This is a genomic window from Pseudomonas sp. MS646, from assembly GCF_036693845.1.
Classification (GTDB): domain Bacteria; phylum Pseudomonadota; class Gammaproteobacteria; order Pseudomonadales; family Pseudomonadaceae; genus Aquipseudomonas; species Aquipseudomonas chlororaphis_E.
The window spans coordinates 6133014-6152957 of the sequence record NZ_CP144763.1 but is presented as its reverse complement, the minus strand read 5'-3'; the positions used below and the strand labels follow the sequence as shown (position 1 = coordinate 6152957).

The window sequence follows — 19944 nt, the reverse complement described above, 5'->3', positions numbered from 1 at the left end:
CGGGGTTTAATCGACGCAGTAAACTTCCAGGCCAATACAGTAACTTGCAACTAGACAGTTGACCGTTAACCGCGTGAGCGACGGTCGGCAGCGCAGGGGCGGGCGGAACCGCCGCCAGGCGATCGCACGGCGCCACGCGCAGGTGGCTACATCAGGGATCTTCGGCTAAAACAAAGGCGCAGCGCGGTGATTCAGTTACGTTTAGGGCAGGCAAAAAGCCGATTCTTGTAGTATAACTACAAGCTTGCTACATCCCGGCACCTGCCAATAACAAGAGTCCAGCCCTTTGAACCTGTTGCAACACATCGCCCAGTCACGCCACCTGCTGCGCAAATCGGAGCTGAAGGTCGCCGATCACGTGCTGCTCGACCCTGCGGCCGTCATGCACAGCTCCATGGCAGACCTTGCCCACAGCGTAGGCATCAGCGAACCGACCATCGTGCGCTTCTGCCGGGCCATCGGCTGCTCGGGGTTCCAGGACCTGAAACTGAAGCTGGCGCAAAGCCTCGCGGCCGGTGCCAGCTTCGGCCAGTTTGCGATCCACGAAGACGATTCGGTCGCCGACTACAGCCTGAAAATCTTCGACACCACCCTCCACACCTTGATGGAGGTGCGCGAGAAGCTCGACCCTGTGGCCTTGCAGAAAGCCGTCACGGCGATGTCCCAGGCCCAGCGCGTGGAGTTTTATGGCTTCGGCGCGTCAGGCGCGGTGGCCGCCGATGCCCAGCACAAGTTTTTCCGGCTGCTGCTGACGGCGGCGGCCTATTCCGATCCGCACATGCAGGCGATGTCGGCCGTGACCTTGAAACCCACCGACGTTGCTATCTGCATCTCGCAGTCGGGACGCTCCAAGGACTTGCTGATCACCGCCAACCTGGTGCGCGAGAGCGGCGCTTCGCTGATCACCTTGTGCCCGAGCCAGACGCCCCTGGCGGAACTCTCCACGGTGAACCTGGCAATCGACGTGCACGAAGACACCGAAATCTACACCCCGTTGACCTCGCGCATCGCCCACCTGGTGGTGATCGACGTGTTGGCGATGGGCGTTGCCATGGCCCGCGGGCCGAGCCTGGTCAACCATCTCAAGAGCGTGAAGCGCAGTTTGCGCAGCCTGCGTTTGTCGCCCAAGTCGGTGAAGGCGCTGGATGACTGAGTTCTGAGGGCCGAAGCTTCTGTGGCCAGGCGCAGGCGTGCTCACCACAGGGCGGTGGTCGCTCCGAATTCATTGTTCTGTCATCCACGCGCCGCCAAACGGTCATCCCGTGCCTGCATCGTAAAGCTCCCGTATACGTCTTGGGAGTCTCGATATGACCCAGTCCTACGAAGAACGCAGCGCCGTCAAAACCCGTCGTCAGCAAGAAGACCAGCGCCGCATGGCGTTTCGTCGTGCGATCGAAGACCGCTACGAACAGCGCCAGCTCCTGGCTGAAATCAGCGAATTCCCTGACGCCGCAGAATTCAATTACTGGCAGGCAACGCCGGCGGCTTCCCGTCGAAACGCTCAACCAGGGCGCTGATCTGAGCGCGTTCGCCGCGCACGAACGCCAGGAAGGCGTGCGCCACGGGTGACAGGCGTTTAGCCCGGGCCTGCACCAGGCACCAACTGCGGTACAGCGGCAGTTCCTCCACCGGCAGCTCGACGAGTGCGCCGGACGACAGTTCCCGGCTCACGGCGTGGCGCGTCAACAGCGCCACGCCCAGCCCGGCCACCACGCATTCGCGCTGAGCCTCGGCCGAAGCGACCTCCAGCGTCTGGGTGAAATGCACCCGCTTTTCCTTGAAGTATTCCTCGCAAGCCAGCCGTGTGCCTGAGCCCGGCTCGCGCAGCAGCAGTGTGTAGGGCTCCAGGTCCTGCAGGCGCAGGGGGCCCATGTGGCACAGCGGATGGTCCGGGGGCGCGACGGCGACAATCGGGTTGTTGAGGAACGGCAGGAACTCCAGGCCCATGTCCTGGGGCACCATGGACATGATCACCACGTCGTCGCGGTTGTCTGAAAGCCGCCGGATGACCTGTCCGCGATTGACCACCGTGAGGCTCAGGTTGACCTCCGGGTGCTGGCGCTTGAACGCGGCGAACAGGTGCGGGACGAAGTATTTGGCGCTGGACTCCACCGCCAGCTTCAACTGGCCTTGCAGCGAACCCTGCATGTCCGACAGCTGCATGTCGAGGTTTTCCAGGCGCCCGAAGATGTCCCGGCTGGCGCGTTGCAAGGCTTCGGCGGCTTCGGTCATGTAGAGTTTTTTGCCGACGTACTCGAACAGCGGCTGGCCGATCAGCTCTTCCAGGGATCGAATCTGTAGGCTGACGGCCGGTTGTGTGAGAGACATTTCGTCGGCAGCCCGGCTGTAGGACCTCAGGTCGCACACCTCATTGAAAATCTGCAACTGACGCAATGTCATACGCATCAATGACTTACGCATTTTCTAAATACTCGGGGGCAAGGCGGATAGTGCAACTATAAGTCTTTGCTTATGCGTGACCCAATAAATATTCATTTTTGTTAATCAACGCCCGGGACTAGTGTGGAGCTGCGACCAATTGTTACATCTGGTCACGCGTCGGCCTGGGACCCAGGCCGTGGTATCACCGGCTCAAGGGAACCTCCAATTGATAACAAAGATCCTGATCGCCAACCGTGGTGAGATTGCCGTCCGAATCGTGCGCGCTTGCGCCGAGATGGGCATTCGCTCGGTCGCGGTCTACTCCGACGCAGACCGCCATGCGTTGCACGTCAAGCGTGCGGACGAGGCCCACAGCATCGGCGCCGATCCGCTGGCCGGTTACCTCAACCCGCGCAAGTTGGTGAACCTGGCGGTGGAAACCGGCTGCGATGCGCTGCACCCCGGCTACGGTTTTCTCTCGGAAAACGCCGAACTGGCAGACATCTGCGCCGAACGCGGAATCAAATTCATCGGCCCGGCGGCGGAAGTCATTCGCCGCATGGGCGACAAGACCGAAGCGCGCCGCAGCATGATCAAGGCCGGTGTGCCGGTCACGCCCGGCACCGAAGGCAACGTGTCGGGCATCGAGGAAGCGCTCAGCGAAGGAGACCGCATCGGTTACCCGGTGATGCTCAAGGCCACGTCCGGTGGCGGCGGGCGCGGTATCCGTCGTTGCAACAGCCGCGAAGAACTCGAACAGGCGTTCCCGCGGGTGATCTCCGAAGCCACCAAGGCGTTCGGATCGGCGGAAGTGTTCCTGGAAAAGTGCATCGTCAACCCCAAGCACATCGAGGCGCAGATCCTCGGTGACAGCTTCGGCAACGTGGTGCACCTGTTCGAGCGTGACTGCTCGATCCAGCGCCGCAACCAGAAGCTGATCGAAATCGCCCCGAGCCCGCAACTGACCCCCGAGCAGCGCGCCTACATCGGCGACCTGTCGGTACGCGCCGCCAAGGCCGTAGGCTACGAGAATGCTGGCACCGTGGAGTTCCTGCTCGCCGAGGGCGAGGTGTACTTCATGGAGATGAACACCCGGGTGCAGGTCGAACACACCATCACCGAAGAGATCACCGGCATCGACATCGTGCGCGAGCAGATCCGCATCGCGTCCGGGTTGCCGCTGTCGGTCAAGCAGGAAGACATCCAGCACCGCGGCTTTGCGTTGCAGTTTCGCATCAATGCCGAGGACCCGAAGAACAACTTCCTGCCCAGCTTCGGCAAGATCACTCGTTACTACGCCCCCGGCGGCCCCGGCGTGCGCACCGACACGGCGATCTACACCGGCTACACCATTCCGCCGTTCTACGATTCGATGTGCCTGAAACTGGTGGTCTGGGCATTGACCTGGGAAGAAGCGATGGACCGAGGCCTGCGGGCCCTGGATGACATGCGTCTGCAGGGGGTCAAGACCACCGCGGCGTACTACCAGGAGATCCTGCGCAATCCGGAATTCCGCAGCGGCCAGTTCAATACCAGCTTCGTCGAAAGCCATCCTGAACTGACCAACTACTCGATCAAGCGCAAACCCGAAGAGCTGGCCCTGGCCATCGCCGCCGCCATTGCCGCCCACGCAGGCCTGTAAGGAATCATGACAATGTCCAAGAAGATCCACGTTACCGACACAATCCTGCGCGACGCTCACCAATCGCTGCTTGCCACCCGCATGCGCACCGAAGACATGCTGCCGATCTGCGACAAGCTCGACAAAGTCGGCTATTGGTCGCTGGAAGTCTGGGGCGGTGCCACCTTCGACGCCTGCGTACGCTTCCTCAAGGAAGACCCGTGGGAGCGCCTGCGCCAATTGCGCGCGGCCTTGCCCAACACCCGCCTGCAAATGCTGCTGCGCGGCCAGAACCTGCTGGGTTACCGCCATTACAGCGATGACGTGGTCAAGGCGTTCGTTGCCAAGGCCGCCGTCAACGGCATCGATGTGTTCCGCATTTTCGACGCGATGAACGACGTGCGTAACCTGCGGGTGGCCATCGAGGCGGTGAAAGCCGCTGGCAAGCACGCCCAGGGCACCATCGCCTACACCACCAGCCCGGTGCACACCATCGAGGCCTTCGTGGCCCAGGCCAAGCAAATGGAAGCCATGGGTTGCGACTCGGTGGCGATCAAGGACATGGCCGGTCTGCTGACCCCGTTCGCCACCGGCGAGCTGGTCAAGGCGCTCAAGAGCGAGCAGTCGCTGCCGGTGTTCATCCACTCCCACGACACCGCCGGCCTGGCCGCGATGTGCCAGCTCAAGGCGGTGGAAAACGGCGCCGACCATATCGACACCGCGATCTCCAGCTTCGCCTGGGGCACCAGCCATCCGGGCACCGAATCGATGGTCGCGGCCCTTAAGGGCAGCGAATTCGACACCGGCCTGGACCTGGAGCTGTTGCAGGAGATCGGTCTGTACTTCTACGCCGTGCGCAAGAAGTACCACCAGTTCGAAAGCGAGTTCACCGCCGTGGACACTCGCGTGCAGGTCAACCAGGTGCCGGGCGGGATGATTTCCAACCTGGCCAACCAGTTGAAAGAGCAAGGCGCGCTGAACCGTATGAACGAAGTGCTGGCGGAGATCCCGCGGGTGCGTGAAGACCTTGGCTTCCCGCCGCTGGTGACTCCGACCTCGCAGATCGTCGGTACCCAGGCGTTCTTCAACGTGTTGGCCGGTGAGCGCTACAAGACCATCACCAACGAAGTGAAGCTGTACCTGCAGGGCGGCTACGGCAAGGCACCGGGGGCGGTGAACGAGAAGTTGCGCCGCCAGGCCATCGGCAGCGAAGACGTGATCGATGTGCGCCCGGCCGACCTGCTCAAGCCGGAAATGACCAAGCTGCGGGGCGAGATCGGCGCGCTGGCCAAGTCCGAAGAAGACGTGCTGACCTACGCCATGTTCCCGGACATCGGCCGCAAGTTCCTCGAAGAGCGCGAAGCCGGCAGCCTGACGCCCGAGGTCCTGCTGCCCATTCCTGAAGCGGGCAGCGTGGGCTCGGTCGGCGGCGAAGGCGTACCGACCGAGTTCGTCATCGACGTCCACGGCGAAACCTACCGTGTCGACATCACCGGTGTCGGCGTGAAGGCCGAAGGCAAGCGCCACTTCTACCTGTCCATCGACGGCATGCCGGAAGAAGTGGTGTTCGAACCGCTCAACGAGTTTGTCGGCGGTGGCGGCAGCAAGCGCAATCAAGCCACCGCGCCAGGCCACGTCAGCACCACCATGCCGGGCAACATCGTCGATGTGCTGGTCAAGGAAGGTGATGTGGTCAAGGCCGGTCAAGCCGTACTGATCACCGAAGCCATGAAAATGGAAACCGAAGTGCAGGCGGCCATCGCCGGCAAGGTCACCTCCATTCATGTGGCCAAGGGCGACCGGGTCAATCCGGGCGAGATCCTGATCGAGATCGAAGGCTGAGTTAACAGCCTCGATCCAGCGTTTTAACCTCGGGGGGGCATGGGCTCCCCTTTTTTTTGCCTGGATTTTTCGCGGCCCCCTGTGGGAGCGAGCTTGCTCGCGAAGGCGGTGTGACAGCCACCACAAATGTCGGATGTACCGACGCTTTCGCGAGCAAGCCCGCTCCCACAAAGATTGCGGCGCTGTCACTAAGCTAGTCAGAACATCATTCGCCATTGCCCCATTACTGCACCGTTGCGGTTGTCCTGGCCGGTTTCACCTTTGTAACTGAGCCCCACTGTGTGGCGTGGCGAAACCGTCAGGTCCAGCCCAGCTTCCAGGAGCAGGCTATCGCGGTCCAACTCGATGCCGTCGACGGTGTAGGTCTTGCCGCCACTGACCAGGCGTTGACGGGAGTGGCCGCGCAGGTCGCCATAGGTGTGCTTCCAGCCGACGCTCAGGCGGGGTGTCAGCCGCGCGCCCTGGTCAAGCACGAAGGGGCGGGTCAGGTGCAGGCCCAGGTCACTGTTGTAATGGTCTTGGGCCTGGCGCTCGTAATGCAGCGCGGCATCACCACCTTTCTCCCTGAAGTCATCGCGTTGGTAGCGCTGGTAGCCCACTTGGACATAGGGCTCGACATCGAAATGGCCGACATCCAGGTTGTAGCCGACTTGCCCAAAGACCTGCTGTGTCGTGGCATCGTAACGCCCCTTGAGGCGATCGCTGAAACCGTTGAAGGCAACGTGGCGCTTGGTGCCGCCGTCGTGGCCGCCATACAGCGCGCCCAGGCGCAGCGCCAGCGGCCCCTCCTGACGCAGGGCGTAGGCGCCAACGTGCCAGCTGTCGAGCCGGCCATCGAATCGATGACCGTCCAGCCGCGTCTCGCTCTTGCCACCGGCGATTCCCAGCCGCCAAGTCGGGCTGATTGCCCAATCGGTCCCCAACAGCACGCCTGTAGTCGAATGCTTCAGGGCGTAGTCATCCAGGTGCTTGCCGATGCGGCCGCTGTTGCCAATGGCCTGGATCCAGACCTGGCCGTTGCCATCGGTGCCTTGCAGAGTGTTCTGGCCCATGGCCGCGAGCATCCCGGTGCTGATGGGAGCGATGCTGCTCAGGGTGGCGCTGCCCAGGTCGGCCGCGTCATAGCCCGCCAACTGATCGATGGCGTTGGCAGCGATCGTCAGGTTGGTACCGAGCAGGGCGTTGATGGCGGTGTTGGGTTTTGACTCCGGGGTGTCTGTCTGTGCTGGGGCGACGGACGCTTGAGCGGTTGTTTGCAAGGGTTCGATGAATGGGGCTGCCGTTGCGGCCGTTTCCGGCTGGACCGCCGCCTGGGCAACGCTGGGCACTGCGACAGGCTCGGGTGCTGTCGGTTTGACCTGCTGCAGGTCTTCAATAGCCTCCACAAACGATTGCCCGTTTTCAGTCGTCACCACCTGCGTGACCGGTACGTCGTTGCGGGCATAGGTCAGGCTGACTTGGGTTTCGGCAGAGTAGTCAGGTGTCACCGTCATGAATGCCAGGTCGCTGTCTACCTTTGCGAATTTCCCCACGACCTGCTTCGCATCGATCACCACATGCTGGCGGCTGCCCACGTATTCGCCCGGTGCGGTGACGACCTTCAGGGTCGCGTTGCCCAGTGTCGCGACACCACCGACCTTGATCGTGGCGCTGCCACCCTCGGGGTTGACGCCATAGACCAGGGTTGCGCTCTTCGACAGCGCCAGGTTCCTAGTAACCGTTGGGGCGCCGTTCTGCGGGTTGACCACCAGCTCACCCGCTACGTTCAGCGATTCGACCGTTCCGGCGCCGCTGAACCTGCCTTTGGCCTTCACGAACACAGGCCCCTCCACAGTGCCTGAGTTATCAAACTTGCCCAGCACCTGTACCTCGCCGCCCATGTGCCCGGTGTTGATCAGGCTGGCTTTCGGTTCGACCAGGCTTTTGCCGTCGAACCTCACGGTGTTCGTCCATTCTCCCTGTCTGACATGCAAGTCCTGGAAGTTTCGGACTTCGTCCAGCAGGCCACCCGCGCCGGTATCCAGTTGCAAGACGTTGATGCCGCCTCCACCCTCGCTCGGGCCGATGAGTTTGCCGCCGTCGCTCACGATGACCAGATCGTCTTCGTCGCCTTTTTCCAGTGTGACATCCTGGGTGATCTTGTCGCGCTGGATGAGCGGCGCATGGGCGAAGGCCTTGAGGCGAGCCTGCATCTGGGCGGCGGTTTCTGAGGCTGGCGACGCAACGCCTTTGGCGGTTGATTGAGCCATTGAAACGTCGGCGTGGCCGAGCGCCAGGGCAATCGCCAGCGCAAGGCAGTGGGGAGCGTACAAAGGTTGGATAGGCATCGGTGTGGACCCTCATGAACAGAGTCCACACTGTAAAAACGCAGCCCGAAGCGTGATGCCAGCCAACTCCGAGTCAGGAGCAAGACACACCGGATGAAATCTGTAGGCCACTCATAAAGCCATTTACGCATTTGCGCATTGGCCTCCAGGATCCGCAGCTTTGCCCTACAGCATCCTCGGATCCATCGGTTTGACCCGCCGCGCAACGTCAGCTGCGCTTGAGATACGCCTTCCCATAATGCCGTTCCATCCGCGCCTGGATCAGTTCCAGCGCGATGGACATCAGCCAATAGATGATCGCCGCCGTGGTGAGCATTTCGATGTAGCGATAACTGGAGCGCCCGTAGGACTGCGCCAGGAACATCACTTCCCAGACGCCCATCACCGAGATCAGGGAGGAGTCCTTGAGCATGGAGATGAACTGGTTGGTGGTGGGCGGGATGATGGTGCGCATGGCTTGGGGCAGGGTGACGCGCCAGAACATCACGGTTTCACTCAAGCCCAGCGCCAGGGACGCTTCACGCTGGCCGTGGGGAACGCCCACGATGCCGGCGCGGAAGATTTCACTCAGGTAGGCGCCGTAGTTCAGCGACAGGGCGATGATCCCGGCGGTGACGGCGCCGGGCACCACGCCCAGTTGTGGCAGGCCCAGGTAAATCAGCAGGATCTGGATCAGCAGCGGCGTACCACGAAAGAACGACGCATAGAAACTGGCGATGCCGAACGCCACCGCACTGCTGGACAGGCGCGCCAGGGCGGTGATGAAGCCGAGCAACGACGAGGCGACGATCGAACACAGGCACAGAAACAGCGTCAGCACCGCCCCTTGCAGGAAACCGTTGGGGGCCAGGTGCAGCCCCAGCAGGTTCGGCAGTTTGTCGAGGATGATGGAAAACTTCAGGTCGAAGCTCAGGAAGAAGCTTGCGAACAGCACCAGCATCGTGGCCCAGGTCAGGTATAGCCGGGTGCGGAAACCGAAGATTTTCTGCAGACGCGACTCGGCCACCGGTTGCGGTGGCCGAGAAGGGGACGGGAAAGAGGTCATTGAGTGATGTCGGCGCCGATCCATTTCTGCGAGAGTTTGCTCAAGGTGCCGTCCTGTTTCAACTGGGTGAAGACTTCACGCACCTTGGCGTCCCACTGGGCATCGCCTTTTTCGATGGCCACCGAGTTCGGTTCGGCGTACAGCGCTTCGCCGGCCAGTTTGAAGCGCTTGTCCTGCGTCAGGCGTGGCTGTGCGGTCACCAGGTTGGTCAGCACCGCGTCCAAGCGCACGCCGGCACCCAGGCCCAGGTCCTGGAACGCGACGTTGTCGGTGTCGTACGGGGCGATCTGGACATTGTCGAAGGGGTAGCTCAACTGGGTGTCTTCGGCGCCTTCGATCACCAGGTTCTTGTTCAGGTAGCTTTCGTAGCTGGAGGCGCTGGTGAGGCCGACTTTCTTGCCGCTCAGGTCCTTGGCGCCATGGATGCTGTCGTCCTTGGCGTTGACCACGATCACCGCCGGCGAGGCGTAGTACTGCACCGGGAAGTCGAACACCTCGGCGCGCGCCTTGCTCGGGGTCATGGAGCAGATGCAGATGTCATACCGGCCGCTCCAGTGTCCGGCCGCGATCACGTCCCAGGACGGTGTTTCCAGGCGCAGCTTCACGCCCAGTTTCTCGGCCACGGCCTTGGCGACGTCCACGTCGAAACCGTCGAGCTGGTTCTGTTCGTTCAGGAACGAGAAGGGTGGATAGCTTTCCATCAACACGCCGACCAGCTCTTTTTTCTGTTCGATGCGGTCCAGGGTGGCGCCGGCGAACGCCTGCGATGAAGCGGCCAGTAAGGTCAGGCCCAGGGCCAACAAAGGTTGAAGTTTCATGTGCAGTCCCGGGTAAAAAATAAGTTGTGGTCAGCCGATGGCTGCGTATTAAATAGTTATAAGAACAACTCCGGTAGTGAGTATTTTTCATAAGCTTATGAGTGAATCGCATATGGGCGCAGCAACGACAGTCATTCTCGATGGCGGCATGGGCCGCGAACTGCAACGCCGGGGCGCACCGTTCCGCCAGCCGGAGTGGTCGGCGCTGGCCTTGAGCGAAGCACCCGAGGCCGTGGAGGCCGTGCACGCGGCCTACATCGCCAGCGGCGCCAACGTGATCACCAGCAACAGCTACGCGGTGGTGCCGTTTCACATCGGCGAGGCGCGTTTCGCCGCCGAAGGCCAGGCGTTGGCCGCGTTGGCGGGGGCGTTGGCGCAACGGGCCGTGCTGGCATCCGGCAAAGCGGTGCGGGTGGCCGGCTCGCTGCCACCGTTGTTCGGTTCCTATCGGCCCGACCTGTTCGACGCCTCCCGTGCCAGCGAGCTGCTGACGCCCCTGGTCACCGGCCTGGCGCCCCATGTCGACCTGTGGCTGGCCGAGACCCAGAGTTCCACGGTCGAGGCGCGGGCGATCCACGCCGGGCTGCCGAAGGACGGCAAGCCGTTCTGGCTGTCGTTTACCTTGAAAGATGAAGACACCGACGAAGTGCCGCGCCTGCGTTCCGGTGAGCCGGTGGCGGAGGCCGCGGCGGTCGCGGCCGAACTGGGTGTCCAGGTACTGCTGTTCAACTGCAGCCAGCCGGAAGTGATCGGGGCGGCGATCGATGCCGCCCGTGAGACCTTCGAGCGCCTCGGGGTGGCGATCAACATGGGTGCCTACGCCAACGCCTTCCCGCCGCAACCGAAAGAAGCCACCGCCAATGACGGTCTGGACCCGCTGCGCGACGACCTCGATCCGCCGGGTTACCTGCAATGGGCAGCGGACTGGCAGAAACGTGGGGCCAGTCATCTGGGCGGCTGCTGCGGGATCGGCCCGGAGCACATTGCGGTGTTGGCGCAAAAGCTGGCCTGAGCTTTGCCCCCCATCCTCTGTGGGAGTGGGCTTGCTCGCGAAGAACGATAACGCGCAGCCTTTGTCAGGCCGCGCCGGCCGCTTCGCGAGCAAGCCCGCACCCACAGTGGGCCTTGCAAAGGTCATATCAGCTTACGCTTGCCTCCCGGTTCAGCCGCCCCCCATACATATGTACGCCATGGCGGCTCGAACAGCGCGATAGGGTCCGGACTCTTCAATCAGAACCGGATCCTTCAGATGTCGATTTTTCCCAACGATGAGCCGGGCAGTGCGTCGCCTGGCCCCCAGTCGGACGCGACCGACGCCCAGGCAAGGGAGCAACTCAGGCAGTTGGACCTGCTGGACACCCACCAAATACAGTTGGCCCGTTTGTTCGCCGCCGTTCCCACCTTCGACACGGTCATCGCAAACCTGCTGGTCAGCTTGCTCAAGGCCAGGATTGCCCCACAGACCTTTCGCCCCTCGTTGCTGGCGAACCTGGAGCCGGATCACTGTTATGTGAACCGCTTCACCACGAGCCCGAGCGGTGAGCGCACCCTCACGTCATCAGAGCGTTTCACCCAGGTGCTGCGCAACAGCCTGCTGACCGACACGGCACCTGCCTTCGCCAACGGTGGCGTCGGTTTTTTCACCCGCCCCGATTCCCTTGAGGAGGGCGGCAGCCTCTTTGCCGGCGCACTGGACGGGCCTACGCTGCGGGCCCTGGAGACGGTGTTCCATATCGCCCACCCGCCCACGAACGAGCAGGTGAAACGTGAGTTCCGTGACGAACTGGCGCGCTTTCGCCAGCGCCAGAACTGGGAAGCGTCCCTGGGCGTGACGGCCTCGTCCACCACGCAAGCCGCCCTGGCGCAATTGTTATGCCGACGTTTCCTGCACCTGTTCGACCTGTACAAGGCCGATCGGGATCCTGTCGCCCAGCCCAGCCACAGTGCGCGAATCCAGCAAAGCGATGACGACCGTTTGCTGGACCTCATCATCACCCACCCGTCCCAGGCCGACAGAAGCCGCTTGTCGCGAGCCCCCGTGCCTCATGTCTACGCGGTCATGCTCGACCACGGCGCGGCGCAGCCGCAGAAGTGGCCGGCGGCGATGGTGATCAGGTTTACCGACCGACCATCGCTGTTCCTGTATTCCCTGGAGCGAGGGCTTCAGCGCTTCGAGGCATTCCAGGACCTGGTCAGCCGCGTACGTCCCTTTCTTGACGGCCAGGAACGCAGGATCCAGGACATTTCCACCGAACTGTCCGGGCACGTTTTCGAGGTGGCGGCCGCGGACCTGTTGCAGATGCAAGGCGCAGCGCTGGAAAAGGTTTTGGACGCGCCGGCGAACGCCACGGTGGCGGTGAGTGACTTTGCCCGGCTCACCGAAGATGCCCTTGGCCTGCCATCGTTGTCGTTGGCCGGGCCACTGGCGGCCCGCCAGGAAGCCTTGATAGAGAGGCAGCGTCCCGCTTTCTACAAGCGCGCGGCACCGGCCGAGCAGGCCCACTATCGTCGTCTCGAAACCCAGGTGTTCGACGCCGTCTACGCCTTGGGCAGCGATGTGCCGACGTTGGTGCAATTCACGCGACAGAAGATCAAGCAGTACCTGCGGCAAACCCTCCACCCGCGCATCGACGTGGACCCGGACCGGACGCAGGTCAGGCTGTCTTATGGCGACAAGGCCAACCCGAGGCAGTCGCGCACCAGCAGTCTGACTCAGTTGATGCTCGACAATCTGCGGGCGCCGCAATACCCGAACGCCATGCGCGAAGTGCTGGCGGTCTACCTGATCGACCGCCATGGCCAGCGCATCCGACACCCGGACAGCGGCTTCTCGATCACCGTGACCGGGCCCGAGCTGGCCAGCATGGCGACGAGCATCGACGCCGGTGGCAACTATGAAATCCTGTTGCGCCAGCGCATGAATGAACCACGCTACAAGGCGGCCTGGCAGGCGGCGTACCGGGCCAATCTGGAATTCAAGGCCTATGAGGCGACGCTCCAGGGCGATGCTGTGTTCAAGGCCAGGGTGATCGATCCGGATGCCCAGCCCGCCTCACCACGCAAACTGCTGGCCCGCTGGCTGGAGGCGATCCTGCAATCACCCACGGTTGCCGAGCGGGCCTGGGTGGGTGGACGCAGGGTTCATGTCCATGGGCTGCTCCTGGGTGGCAGCGTTGATGGGCAGGGCAACGCGCCGCGCAATGCCCTGAGCATCGACGGTGCGCTGATCTTTTCAGACCAGGCCGGGCCTGACATCAAGGGCACCGTGGGCGTGTATTTGCCAGACAGCCCCGAGGGCAATGACCTGCATGAGTTTGCCGATCTGAGCGATGGCATTACCGGGCTGCTGCAACAGGAAGAATGGCGCACCTATTTCCGCTCGCGCATCTCCGCCCTCGATCAAGAGCAGGTCAAGCGCGCCTTGGGGCAGCACCGCGGTCGGCCCCTGATCCGTGGCTGGCTGATCAGCGGTGACTGGCTTGAGAACTTTCACCGCGCCCACGTCAATTTCCAAAGCGCCTATGCGGACCACCGCTCCAACAGCAACCGGGACATCGGGCTGCAAACCACTGCGCGGCTGGTGATGATGGCGGTTGAAATCGTCATGGACCTGGCCGGCCTGCTGTTGATCCCCGGTTTTCAGATGCTGGCCCGTGCCGTCAGGACCGGCTTGCTGGTGCTCAAGACCGGTGCCGTGCCCACCAACACTACGACGCTGGCGTTTGTCCATGCGGTGGCCAACACCCGTAAGACAACCGGCCTCGGTGGCGTGAGCTTCAATGTGCGAGGGGGCTCCTCGTTCCTGGCAGTTACGGCCCGTCAGAACCAGGCTGGCGCGCCGTTTGGCCTGCCCCTCGAAACAGCGCTTTATCGTCGCTATGCGGTGGCGGACACCACGGTGCTGCGCGGGGTTTCCGCCGATGCCCGGGGCTTCTATCGCCCCGCGATCACCGACAGCGCCACGGGGAGCGTCGCGCGCCGGGTGTATGTGCAGCAACCCGACGGCGTGGTGTTCCGGGTGCACGACCATACGCCGCTCGGGGCCATCGAGGCGACCATCGTCGACCCGGTTTCAGGGTCGAACATCCGCGCCAGTGGCGTGATGAGAAGCACGGTGGCCCGCGCGCCTGATGGGCAGTGGCATGCCGTGGGCTTTGGCCTGGGCGGAGGGGGCAAACGCCCTAGCGGAGGACCTCCCCAACCGGGCCCGTCAGCCCCTAAGCAACCTTCGACATCGCTTCGCGCCGTGGCCAACCTGATCCGCACGCCCAACGCGTGGGACGTGGAGATCATGGACCTGGTCCCGTCACTCATCACCCGCCTTCCAAGCTGGCCACAAAATCGCAGCCTGTTGATCATCGATCAACGACCAGGGCAACGGGACTGGTCGATCCGCTTTACCCCAGGCCAGGTTGAAAGCGGCTATCCGACTGGCACGCATCCGCTGCGGTCCGACACGGACGTCGTGCTGATCCGCACCGGTGAAAACCACTACTCGCTGCGATTGGCGGGCGACACCGACGTCACCTTCGATCCGGACGGCAACTGCTTCTTCAATGCCGTTGCCCGGGGGTTGAACGAGGGCCAGTCGCCACAAACCTTCTCGATGCAGCGCCTGCGCAATGAAACCGCCGCTTACATCGAACGCCACCCGGAGATGGGCCAGTACCTGATAGCGCCGCCCACCGGCCTGCAGCAAGCGCTCGCTGACAATGCCCGTTCGCTGGAACATCTGATGGGCAAGGCCGCGGTCTTTGATGTGAGCCAGATTGTCTACGGCACGGGTAACCCGCATAACCTGTTTCAACCGCTGGTGAATTTTCTCAAGCTGTATGCCGACGACGTGGCGCGTCGAACATTGAACAACGCCTGGAACGCCGACCTGCCACCGGAGGTGCTGCGACACATCGGCAGCTACCTGTCCCCGCGGGCGCCGGGTCGTCCGATACTGAGCAGCGTTCCGTACTACACGCAAACCGATCAGGCCCTGCGGACCTTCTTCGAGGACACACTACTGCCGCCCATCGAGCGCGCGGCGATTGTCGAACTGCTCAACAATGAGTACCTGATGTTCTCCCAGGACGTGGTGCACATCATGCTCGAATACGGGATCAAGGCTCGGGAACTGACCGATCATCACCCTCGTAACAGCCTGGCCTATGTGCGCTATGACGAGGCGCTGCATGGCCACCTCAACGAGACGCAACTCGACGAGGCGCTCAACGGTGCCTACCTGGTGGATAGCGAAGACTTGAAGAAGGCCAAGCGGCGCTACGAGCAAGAGACCGGCAACCCCATGGATGACGACGCGGACCTGCTGGAGCAACACATTTACTACGACCGCGCCGACGACCTGGTCGACCTGCTCACCGTGGCGCTCGAGCGATTTCCTGTGTTGCAGGCGCGGGCAAATATTCTTCTCAAATCCCCGGTGATCGCCTCCAACCTGGGCGGTCTGTTCCCCGTGAGCCTGCTTTCACAATGGATACGCACCCCGAGCATTTCCAACACGCGCCTTCAGCTGATCGGCGATTACGCCAGTGGTCACTATGACGAGCTGACGAGGTACGGTGCCATCGATATCAACTGGATGCGGCCGTTCGATGATTGGAACCTGCACAGCCTGTTCACGCATCGGCAGGCCTTGCTGGACTTTTTCGGCTTTCTCCAGGAGGTGCGGTACTTCAAGGACAGTGACCTGTCGGCGGTCGCCAGGTTGTTCGCGATGCCAGGGCAGCCGCTGTCCAACAGCCGGGTGGCGATCCTGTTCAACCGGCCGAACCTGTGGGTCTCCATTCGCTCGATGCGCGGGATTACCCGTGATGGCGCCAGGGCTATCTGGCATGACTTGATCGGGCCGCAGTTCAGTGACGACAACATCCGTTTCGCGCTGGGACGGCCGGGTTCGCTCGACAGCGAGTCGGCGCTCACCGGTGCCTTGATCGACAGTCTGGTCAATGATGAGGGCCGGGCGCACCGATTGATCCTGGGGGCCTACGCCATGACCGAACGGCAGGCCCAGTACTTCCTCTACAACTTCGATTTTTCAGCGAGCCCTGCGGGGCAAAGCCGGCTGGATTTCGCCAGTTATGTGAGTGCCCACGGGACCATCCCGCGATGGGCCTGGCCGTACGCCCGAAGCGGCGTGACGCCCGAGGTGCTCAAGCCGTTCCTGGCCACGAGGAAGCCGCCTGAGTCCTGATCGTCCTTGATCGATCGCCACCGCGAACCGAGGCGCGGCGGCGATCCTCGTTCACTCATCACGCCGAGCGACATTGCGCCAAGCTGCGCACCTGGCCGCCTTCGCGCTGATTTTCGTCGCTGAGCCATTGTTCAAACGCCGCGCCGATCACCGGCCACTCCGAATCCAGCATGGAGTACCACGCGGTGTCGCGGTTCTGCCCCTTGACCACCATGTGCTGACGGAACACCCCTTCAAACGTGAACCCCAGCCGTTCGGCGGCATACCGGGAGCGGGCGTTGGCGTTGTTGCATTTCCATTCCAGGCGCCGATAACCCAGGGCGAAGGCTTCCCTGGCCAGCAGGTAGACCGCCTCGGTGCTTTTCGGCGAGCGCTGCATCGCGGCGCCGAATGTCACATGGCCGATCTCGATGCGGCCTTGTGCTGGAACGATGGACATCAGGCTGAGAATGCCTTGCACCTGCTCGTTGGCGCGGTCGATCACCGTGAAGAAGTAAGGGTCGAGGTGGGCGGCATGGTTGTCCAGCCAGGCATCGAACGCCTGGCGCTCGGAAAAGGGACCGTAGGGCAGGTAGTCCCAGAGCTTCGGATCGGCGCCCGGGCCTTCGAGCGCCTGCCACAAACCGTCGGCATGGCGCGCCGGGTCAAGTTTTTCCAGGCGGATGAAACGCCCTTCGATCAGTTGGGTGGACGGCGTCGGGGCGCCTTTCCAGTCGGCCAGTGAAGTCAACATGCGGCGCTCCTTACAAGGCTTTGCGAAATTGGATGAAACCGGGGCGTTCGGCGATGCGCTCGTAGAGCTGGATCGCGGTGGCGTTGGTTTCATGGGTCAGCCAATGCACCTTGCAGCAGCCATCGGCCTTGGCGGTGGTGTAGACGAACTCGATCAACTGCCGACCGACGCCGGTGCCACGGCTCTGCTGGGTTACCAGCAGGTCTTGCAGGTAGCAGGAATTCTCGATGCTCCAGTTCGAGCGGTGATAAATGAAGTGCACCAGGCCGATGGCGGTGTCGTCGCGCCAGGCCAGGGCCCCGTGGGTCGGCTCGCGCTCATCGAGCAGGCGTTGCCAGGTGCTGTGGCTGACCGCCTCCGGCAGCTGTGTGTTGTAGAACGTCAGGTAGGCCTGCCACAGCGGCAGCCAGGCGGCGTGGTCGTCAGCGGTCACGGGGCGGATCTGGATGAGGCTCATGTTCACTCCTTGGGCGAAAAGACGGACATCAGGCGGGCGACATTCTGGTCCTGTGGATCGGGGCTGGCGGCGAGCCCCTGGCGTACCCCGGCGGCATCCGCCGGGCTGCGGTTCTGGCTGAGCTTGCGCTTGCCTTCCAGGCGCTGGAGGGGCAGGGCGAAGCCGACGATGGCCTTGAGCATGCTGTCGATGTACTCGGCCGGTGCATCGTCGATGCGCCATGGTTGCGTGCGCCCCGATTCATGGCGGTCGGTGAGGTCGCTGACCAGTTTGCGCAGCCGCGTCGCGTCGCTGAACACCTCGGCGCGGCCATAAGCGTGCACGGCCTGGTAGTTCCAGGTGGGCACGACCTTGCCGTGCTCGTGTTTGCCTGGGTAGAACGCCGGGCTGACGTAGGCATCGGCTCCAGCGAAGATCACCAGCGCTTCGGCGCCGGCTTCGAGGTCGCGCCATTGCGGGTTGGCCCGGGCCATGTGCCCGTAGAGGCTGCCGTTGGGCCCTTGCTGCGGGTCCAGCAGCAACGGCAGGTGGCTGGCCTGCAGGCCCTGCTCGCCGTGGGTGACCAGCAAGGCCAGGCGACATTCGGCCATCATCCCGTGCAATTGGGGCAGGTCTTCGACGGCAAAGGCTTTGGGGTTGTACATGATGTTTTTCCTTGGCGAATGGGAGCATCCTAGGCAGGCTATTGGTCTGTTGTAAGAGCCACTTCAGACCAATTCGATAGGTCCATTGCGAGGGTCATCATGAGCAACGCCGTACCGCCGCTGTCGTTCAATCCGGCCGGCATCGAGCTGGATCGCCGCCAGGGGCTCAGCCGCCAGCTCTACCAGGCGTTGCGGGCGCGGGTGCTGGACGGACGCCTGGCCAGCGGCACGCGCCTGCCGGCCAGCCGCGACCTGGCGGCGGCCTTGTCGATTTCCCGCAACAGCGTGGTACGGGCCTACGATCAACTGTACGCCGAGGGATTCATCGAGGGGCGGGTGGGGGACGGTACCTATGTGGCGCAGTTGTCCTCGCCGGGATCGGGGTGGCCGCTTCGCGAGCAAGCTCGCTCCCACAATGGAACGCGTGCCTTCGAGAAAGAGCCGGCGCCGAAAAACATATCCACAAAAGTATCCACAGGGTTGTCAACAGGCTTATCCACGGGTTTATCCACAGATTGGCTGGATTTACCTGTGCTTCCATCCAGTAAAGTTATCCACAGTGGTGGATTGGAGCGGGTCGAAAAGCACCATTTGGCCCAGCCTCCCAGCGGTCCGCCGCGGGCGTTTCGGGTGGGTGTCCCGGCGTTCGACCTGTTCCCGTTCGACGTCTGGGCCAAGCTGAATGCGGCTTTCTGGCGCAAGCCCGACCTGCAACAGCTGTGCTACGGCGACTCCCAGGGGGATGCGCGCTTGCGCGGCCTGATCGCGGCCTACCTGCGCAGCTCTCGCGGCTTGTCGTGCACCGCTGAACAAATTGTGATCACCAGTGGCGCGCAGCAGGGGATCAGCCTTTGTGCACAGTTGCTGGTGGACCCTGGCGACGTCGTGGCGGTGGAAAACCCGGGGTATCGCGCGGCCGGGCATGCATTCTCCGTGGCCGGTGCCGACGTGAGGGGCGTGCCGGTGGATGGCGATGGCCTGGATTGCACGGCGCTCAGTGCGTTGAGCCATTGCCGGCTGGCCTACGTGACGCCGTCCCATCAATACCCGACCGGGGTCGTCATGAGCCTTGCGCGGCGCCTGGAGCTGTTGGCTTGGGCCGAACGCAACGACGGCTGGATCGTTGAGGACGACTATGACGGCGAGTACCGCTACAGCGGTGCGCCGCTGGCGCCGTTGGCGGCCCTGGATCGCCAAGGGCGCGTGCTCTATGTCGGGACGTTCGGCAAAGTGGCGTTCCCGGCCCTGCGCCTGGGTTATCTGGTGCTACCTGCGGGTTTGGTCGATGCCTTCGCCCGGCGTCGGGCGGTGGATGTGCGCCACTCCGAAGTCAGCACCCAGGCGGTGATGGCCGAGTTCATGGCGGCCGGGCATTTCCAGCGTCACATCAGGCGGATGCGCCGGGCCGCGCTGGCCCGGCGTGACGCGCTGCTGGCCGGTTGGCCCAAAGGCATTCCGGGGGTTGGCACCCTGCCGACTGTCGTCGCCGGGCTGCATGTCACGGTGCCGGTGGACAACCTTGCCCGTGAGCGCGAGCTGATCGCCCAGGCGACGGCGGCGGGGGTCGAAATCAATGGCCTGAGCAGCTATTGGCTGCCCAGCACCACCGCGCCCATCCATGGCGGGCTGGTGCTGGGCTTCGCCGCGGTCCCACCGGCGGCCATCGCGACCGCCCTGGCGAGCCTGGCGCAAGCCTGGAAGCCCTGAGGGCCTCGGTTCATACCCGTTAACCCAAAAACGCCACCGCCCCGTGGCGAGGGAGCTTGCTCCCGCTGGGCTGCGTAGCCGCCCCAAAAACTTGGGACCGCTGCGCGCTCCAGCGGGAGCAAGCTCCCTCGCCACGAGCCCTGATAAACCTGAAGTGAACGGCATT

Annotated in this window: 14 protein-coding genes; 7 read left to right on the top strand and 7 right to left on the bottom strand. The window is 63.1% G+C overall.

The window, feature by feature from the left end; all coding sequences use genetic code 11:
- Nucleotides 1–286: 286 nt before the first annotated feature.
- Entirely contained in the window at nt 287–1153 is an 867-nt protein-coding gene (hexR, locus tag V3H56_RS27330) for a transcriptional regulator HexR (RefSeq protein ID WP_003187110.1), read from the top strand.
- A gap of 154 nt (nt 1154–1307) precedes the next feature.
- Complete coding sequence (locus V3H56_RS27325) at nt 1308–1517, top strand: hypothetical protein (protein WP_018613928.1); 210 nt, start codon at nt 1308–1310, stop codon at nt 1515–1517.
- Here the strand turns inward: V3H56_RS27325 and V3H56_RS27320 are convergent.
- Nucleotides 1459–2421 carry a LysR family transcriptional regulator gene (locus tag V3H56_RS27320; RefSeq protein ID WP_047735410.1) on the bottom strand — a complete coding sequence of 321 codons (963 nt, stop codon included), beginning with the start codon at nt 2419–2421 and terminating at the stop codon, nt 1459–1461. The genes V3H56_RS27325 and V3H56_RS27320 overlap by 59 nt on opposite strands.
- 187 nt (nt 2422–2608) lie before the next feature.
- Here V3H56_RS27320 and V3H56_RS27315 point away from each other — a divergent pair, with 187 nt between their 5' ends.
- Together V3H56_RS27315 and oadA are read left to right on the top strand one after the other, a co-directional pair.
- On the top strand, nt 2609–4024 hold the full coding sequence (locus tag V3H56_RS27315; RefSeq protein WP_042730028.1) for an acetyl-CoA carboxylase biotin carboxylase subunit: 1416 nt from the start codon (nt 2609–2611) through the stop codon (nt 4022–4024).
- Nucleotides 4025–4036: 12 nt separating this feature from the next.
- Nucleotides 4037–5845 (top strand): sodium-extruding oxaloacetate decarboxylase subunit alpha, encoded by a 1809-nt coding sequence (gene oadA / locus V3H56_RS27310; RefSeq protein WP_338474057.1) that lies wholly within the window; start codon nt 4037–4039, stop codon nt 5843–5845.
- Nucleotides 5846–6042: 197 nt separating this feature from the next.
- On the opposite strand, the gene V3H56_RS27305 is transcribed toward oadA, so the two are convergent.
- From V3H56_RS27305 to V3H56_RS27295, 3 genes are all read right to left on the bottom strand, one after another.
- Nucleotides 6043–8172 (bottom strand): autotransporter domain-containing protein, encoded by a 2130-nt coding sequence (locus V3H56_RS27305; RefSeq protein ID WP_338474056.1) that lies wholly within the window; start codon nt 8170–8172, stop codon nt 6043–6045.
- 208 nt (nt 8173–8380) lie between these two features.
- On the bottom strand, nt 8381–9217 hold the full coding sequence (locus tag V3H56_RS27300; protein WP_123579264.1) for an amino acid ABC transporter permease: 837 nt from the start codon (nt 9215–9217) through the stop codon (nt 8381–8383).
- Entirely contained in the window at nt 9214–10035 is an 822-nt protein-coding gene (locus tag V3H56_RS27295; RefSeq protein ID WP_042730032.1) for an ABC transporter substrate-binding protein, read from the bottom strand. Before V3H56_RS27295 ends, V3H56_RS27300 begins: the two co-directional genes overlap by 4 nt.
- A 112-nt stretch (nt 10036–10147) precedes the next feature.
- Here V3H56_RS27295 and V3H56_RS27290 point away from each other — a divergent pair, with 112 nt between their 5' ends.
- Nucleotides 10148–11047: a homocysteine S-methyltransferase family protein gene (locus tag V3H56_RS27290; protein WP_338474055.1), complete on the top strand. Its 900-nt coding sequence runs from the start codon at nt 10148–10150 to the stop codon at nt 11045–11047.
- Nucleotides 11048–11284: 237 nt separating this feature from the next.
- Entirely contained in the window at nt 11285–16237 is a 4953-nt protein-coding gene (locus V3H56_RS27285; RefSeq protein WP_338474054.1) for a hypothetical protein, read from the top strand.
- 58 nt (nt 16238–16295) lie between these two features.
- On the opposite strand, the gene V3H56_RS27280 is transcribed toward V3H56_RS27285, so the two are convergent.
- Genes V3H56_RS27280 through V3H56_RS27270 form a run of 3 tightly spaced genes read right to left on the bottom strand, consistent with a single transcriptional unit; the run spans nt 16296 to nt 18071 of the window.
- Complete coding sequence (locus V3H56_RS27280) at nt 16296–16970, bottom strand: GNAT family protein (protein WP_212803176.1); 675 nt, start codon at nt 16968–16970, stop codon at nt 16296–16298.
- 10 nt (nt 16971–16980) lie between these two features.
- Complete coding sequence (locus V3H56_RS27275) at nt 16981–17427, bottom strand: GNAT family N-acetyltransferase (RefSeq protein WP_042730036.1); 447 nt, start codon at nt 17425–17427, stop codon at nt 16981–16983.
- 2 nt (nt 17428–17429) lie between these two features.
- Nucleotides 17430–18071 (bottom strand): FMN-binding negative transcriptional regulator, encoded by a 642-nt coding sequence (locus tag V3H56_RS27270; protein WP_047735693.1) that lies wholly within the window; start codon nt 18069–18071, stop codon nt 17430–17432.
- A 99-nt stretch (nt 18072–18170) separates the two neighbouring features.
- Between V3H56_RS27270 and V3H56_RS27265 the strand changes: the two genes are divergently transcribed.
- The gene (locus tag V3H56_RS27265; RefSeq protein ID WP_338474053.1) at nt 18171–19778 is read left to right on the top strand and encodes a PLP-dependent aminotransferase family protein; all 1608 of its coding nucleotides are present in this window, start codon (nt 18171–18173) and stop codon (nt 19776–19778) included.
- Nucleotides 19779–19944 lie beyond the last annotated feature (166 nt).

Bases quoted from the DNA above. Each gene is read 5' to 3' on its own strand.
- V3H56_RS27325 (WP_018613928.1), top strand. From the start codon at position 1,308: ATGACCCAGTCCTACGAAGAACGCAGCGCCGTCAAAACCCGTCGTCAG.
- V3H56_RS27290 (WP_338474055.1), top strand. From the start codon at position 10,148: ATGGGCGCAGCAACGACAGTCATTCTCGATGGCGGCATGGGCCGCGAA.
- V3H56_RS27285 (WP_338474054.1), top strand. From the start codon at position 11,285: ATGTCGATTTTTCCCAACGATGAGCCGGGCAGTGCGTCGCCTGGCCCC.
- V3H56_RS27270 (WP_047735693.1), bottom strand. From the start codon at position 18,071: ATGTACAACCCCAAAGCCTTTGCCGTCGAAGACCTGCCCCAATTGCAC.
- V3H56_RS27275 (WP_042730036.1), bottom strand. From the start codon at position 17,427: ATGAGCCTCATCCAGATCCGCCCCGTGACCGCTGACGACCACGCCGCC.
- V3H56_RS27280 (WP_212803176.1), bottom strand. From the start codon at position 16,970: ATGTTGACTTCACTGGCCGACTGGAAAGGCGCCCCGACGCCGTCCACC.
- V3H56_RS27305 (WP_338474056.1), bottom strand. From the start codon at position 8,172: ATGCCTATCCAACCTTTGTACGCTCCCCACTGCCTTGCGCTGGCGATT.
- V3H56_RS27295 (WP_042730032.1), bottom strand. From the start codon at position 10,035: ATGAAACTTCAACCTTTGTTGGCCCTGGGCCTGACCTTACTGGCCGCT.
- V3H56_RS27265 (WP_338474053.1), top strand. From the start codon at position 18,171: ATGAGCAACGCCGTACCGCCGCTGTCGTTCAATCCGGCCGGCATCGAG.
- V3H56_RS27320 (WP_047735410.1), bottom strand. From the start codon at position 2,421: ATGCGTAAGTCATTGATGCGTATGACATTGCGTCAGTTGCAGATTTTC.
- V3H56_RS27300 (WP_123579264.1), bottom strand. From the start codon at position 9,217: ATGACCTCTTTCCCGTCCCCTTCTCGGCCACCGCAACCGGTGGCCGAG.
- oadA (WP_338474057.1), top strand. From the start codon at position 4,037: ATGTCCAAGAAGATCCACGTTACCGACACAATCCTGCGCGACGCTCAC.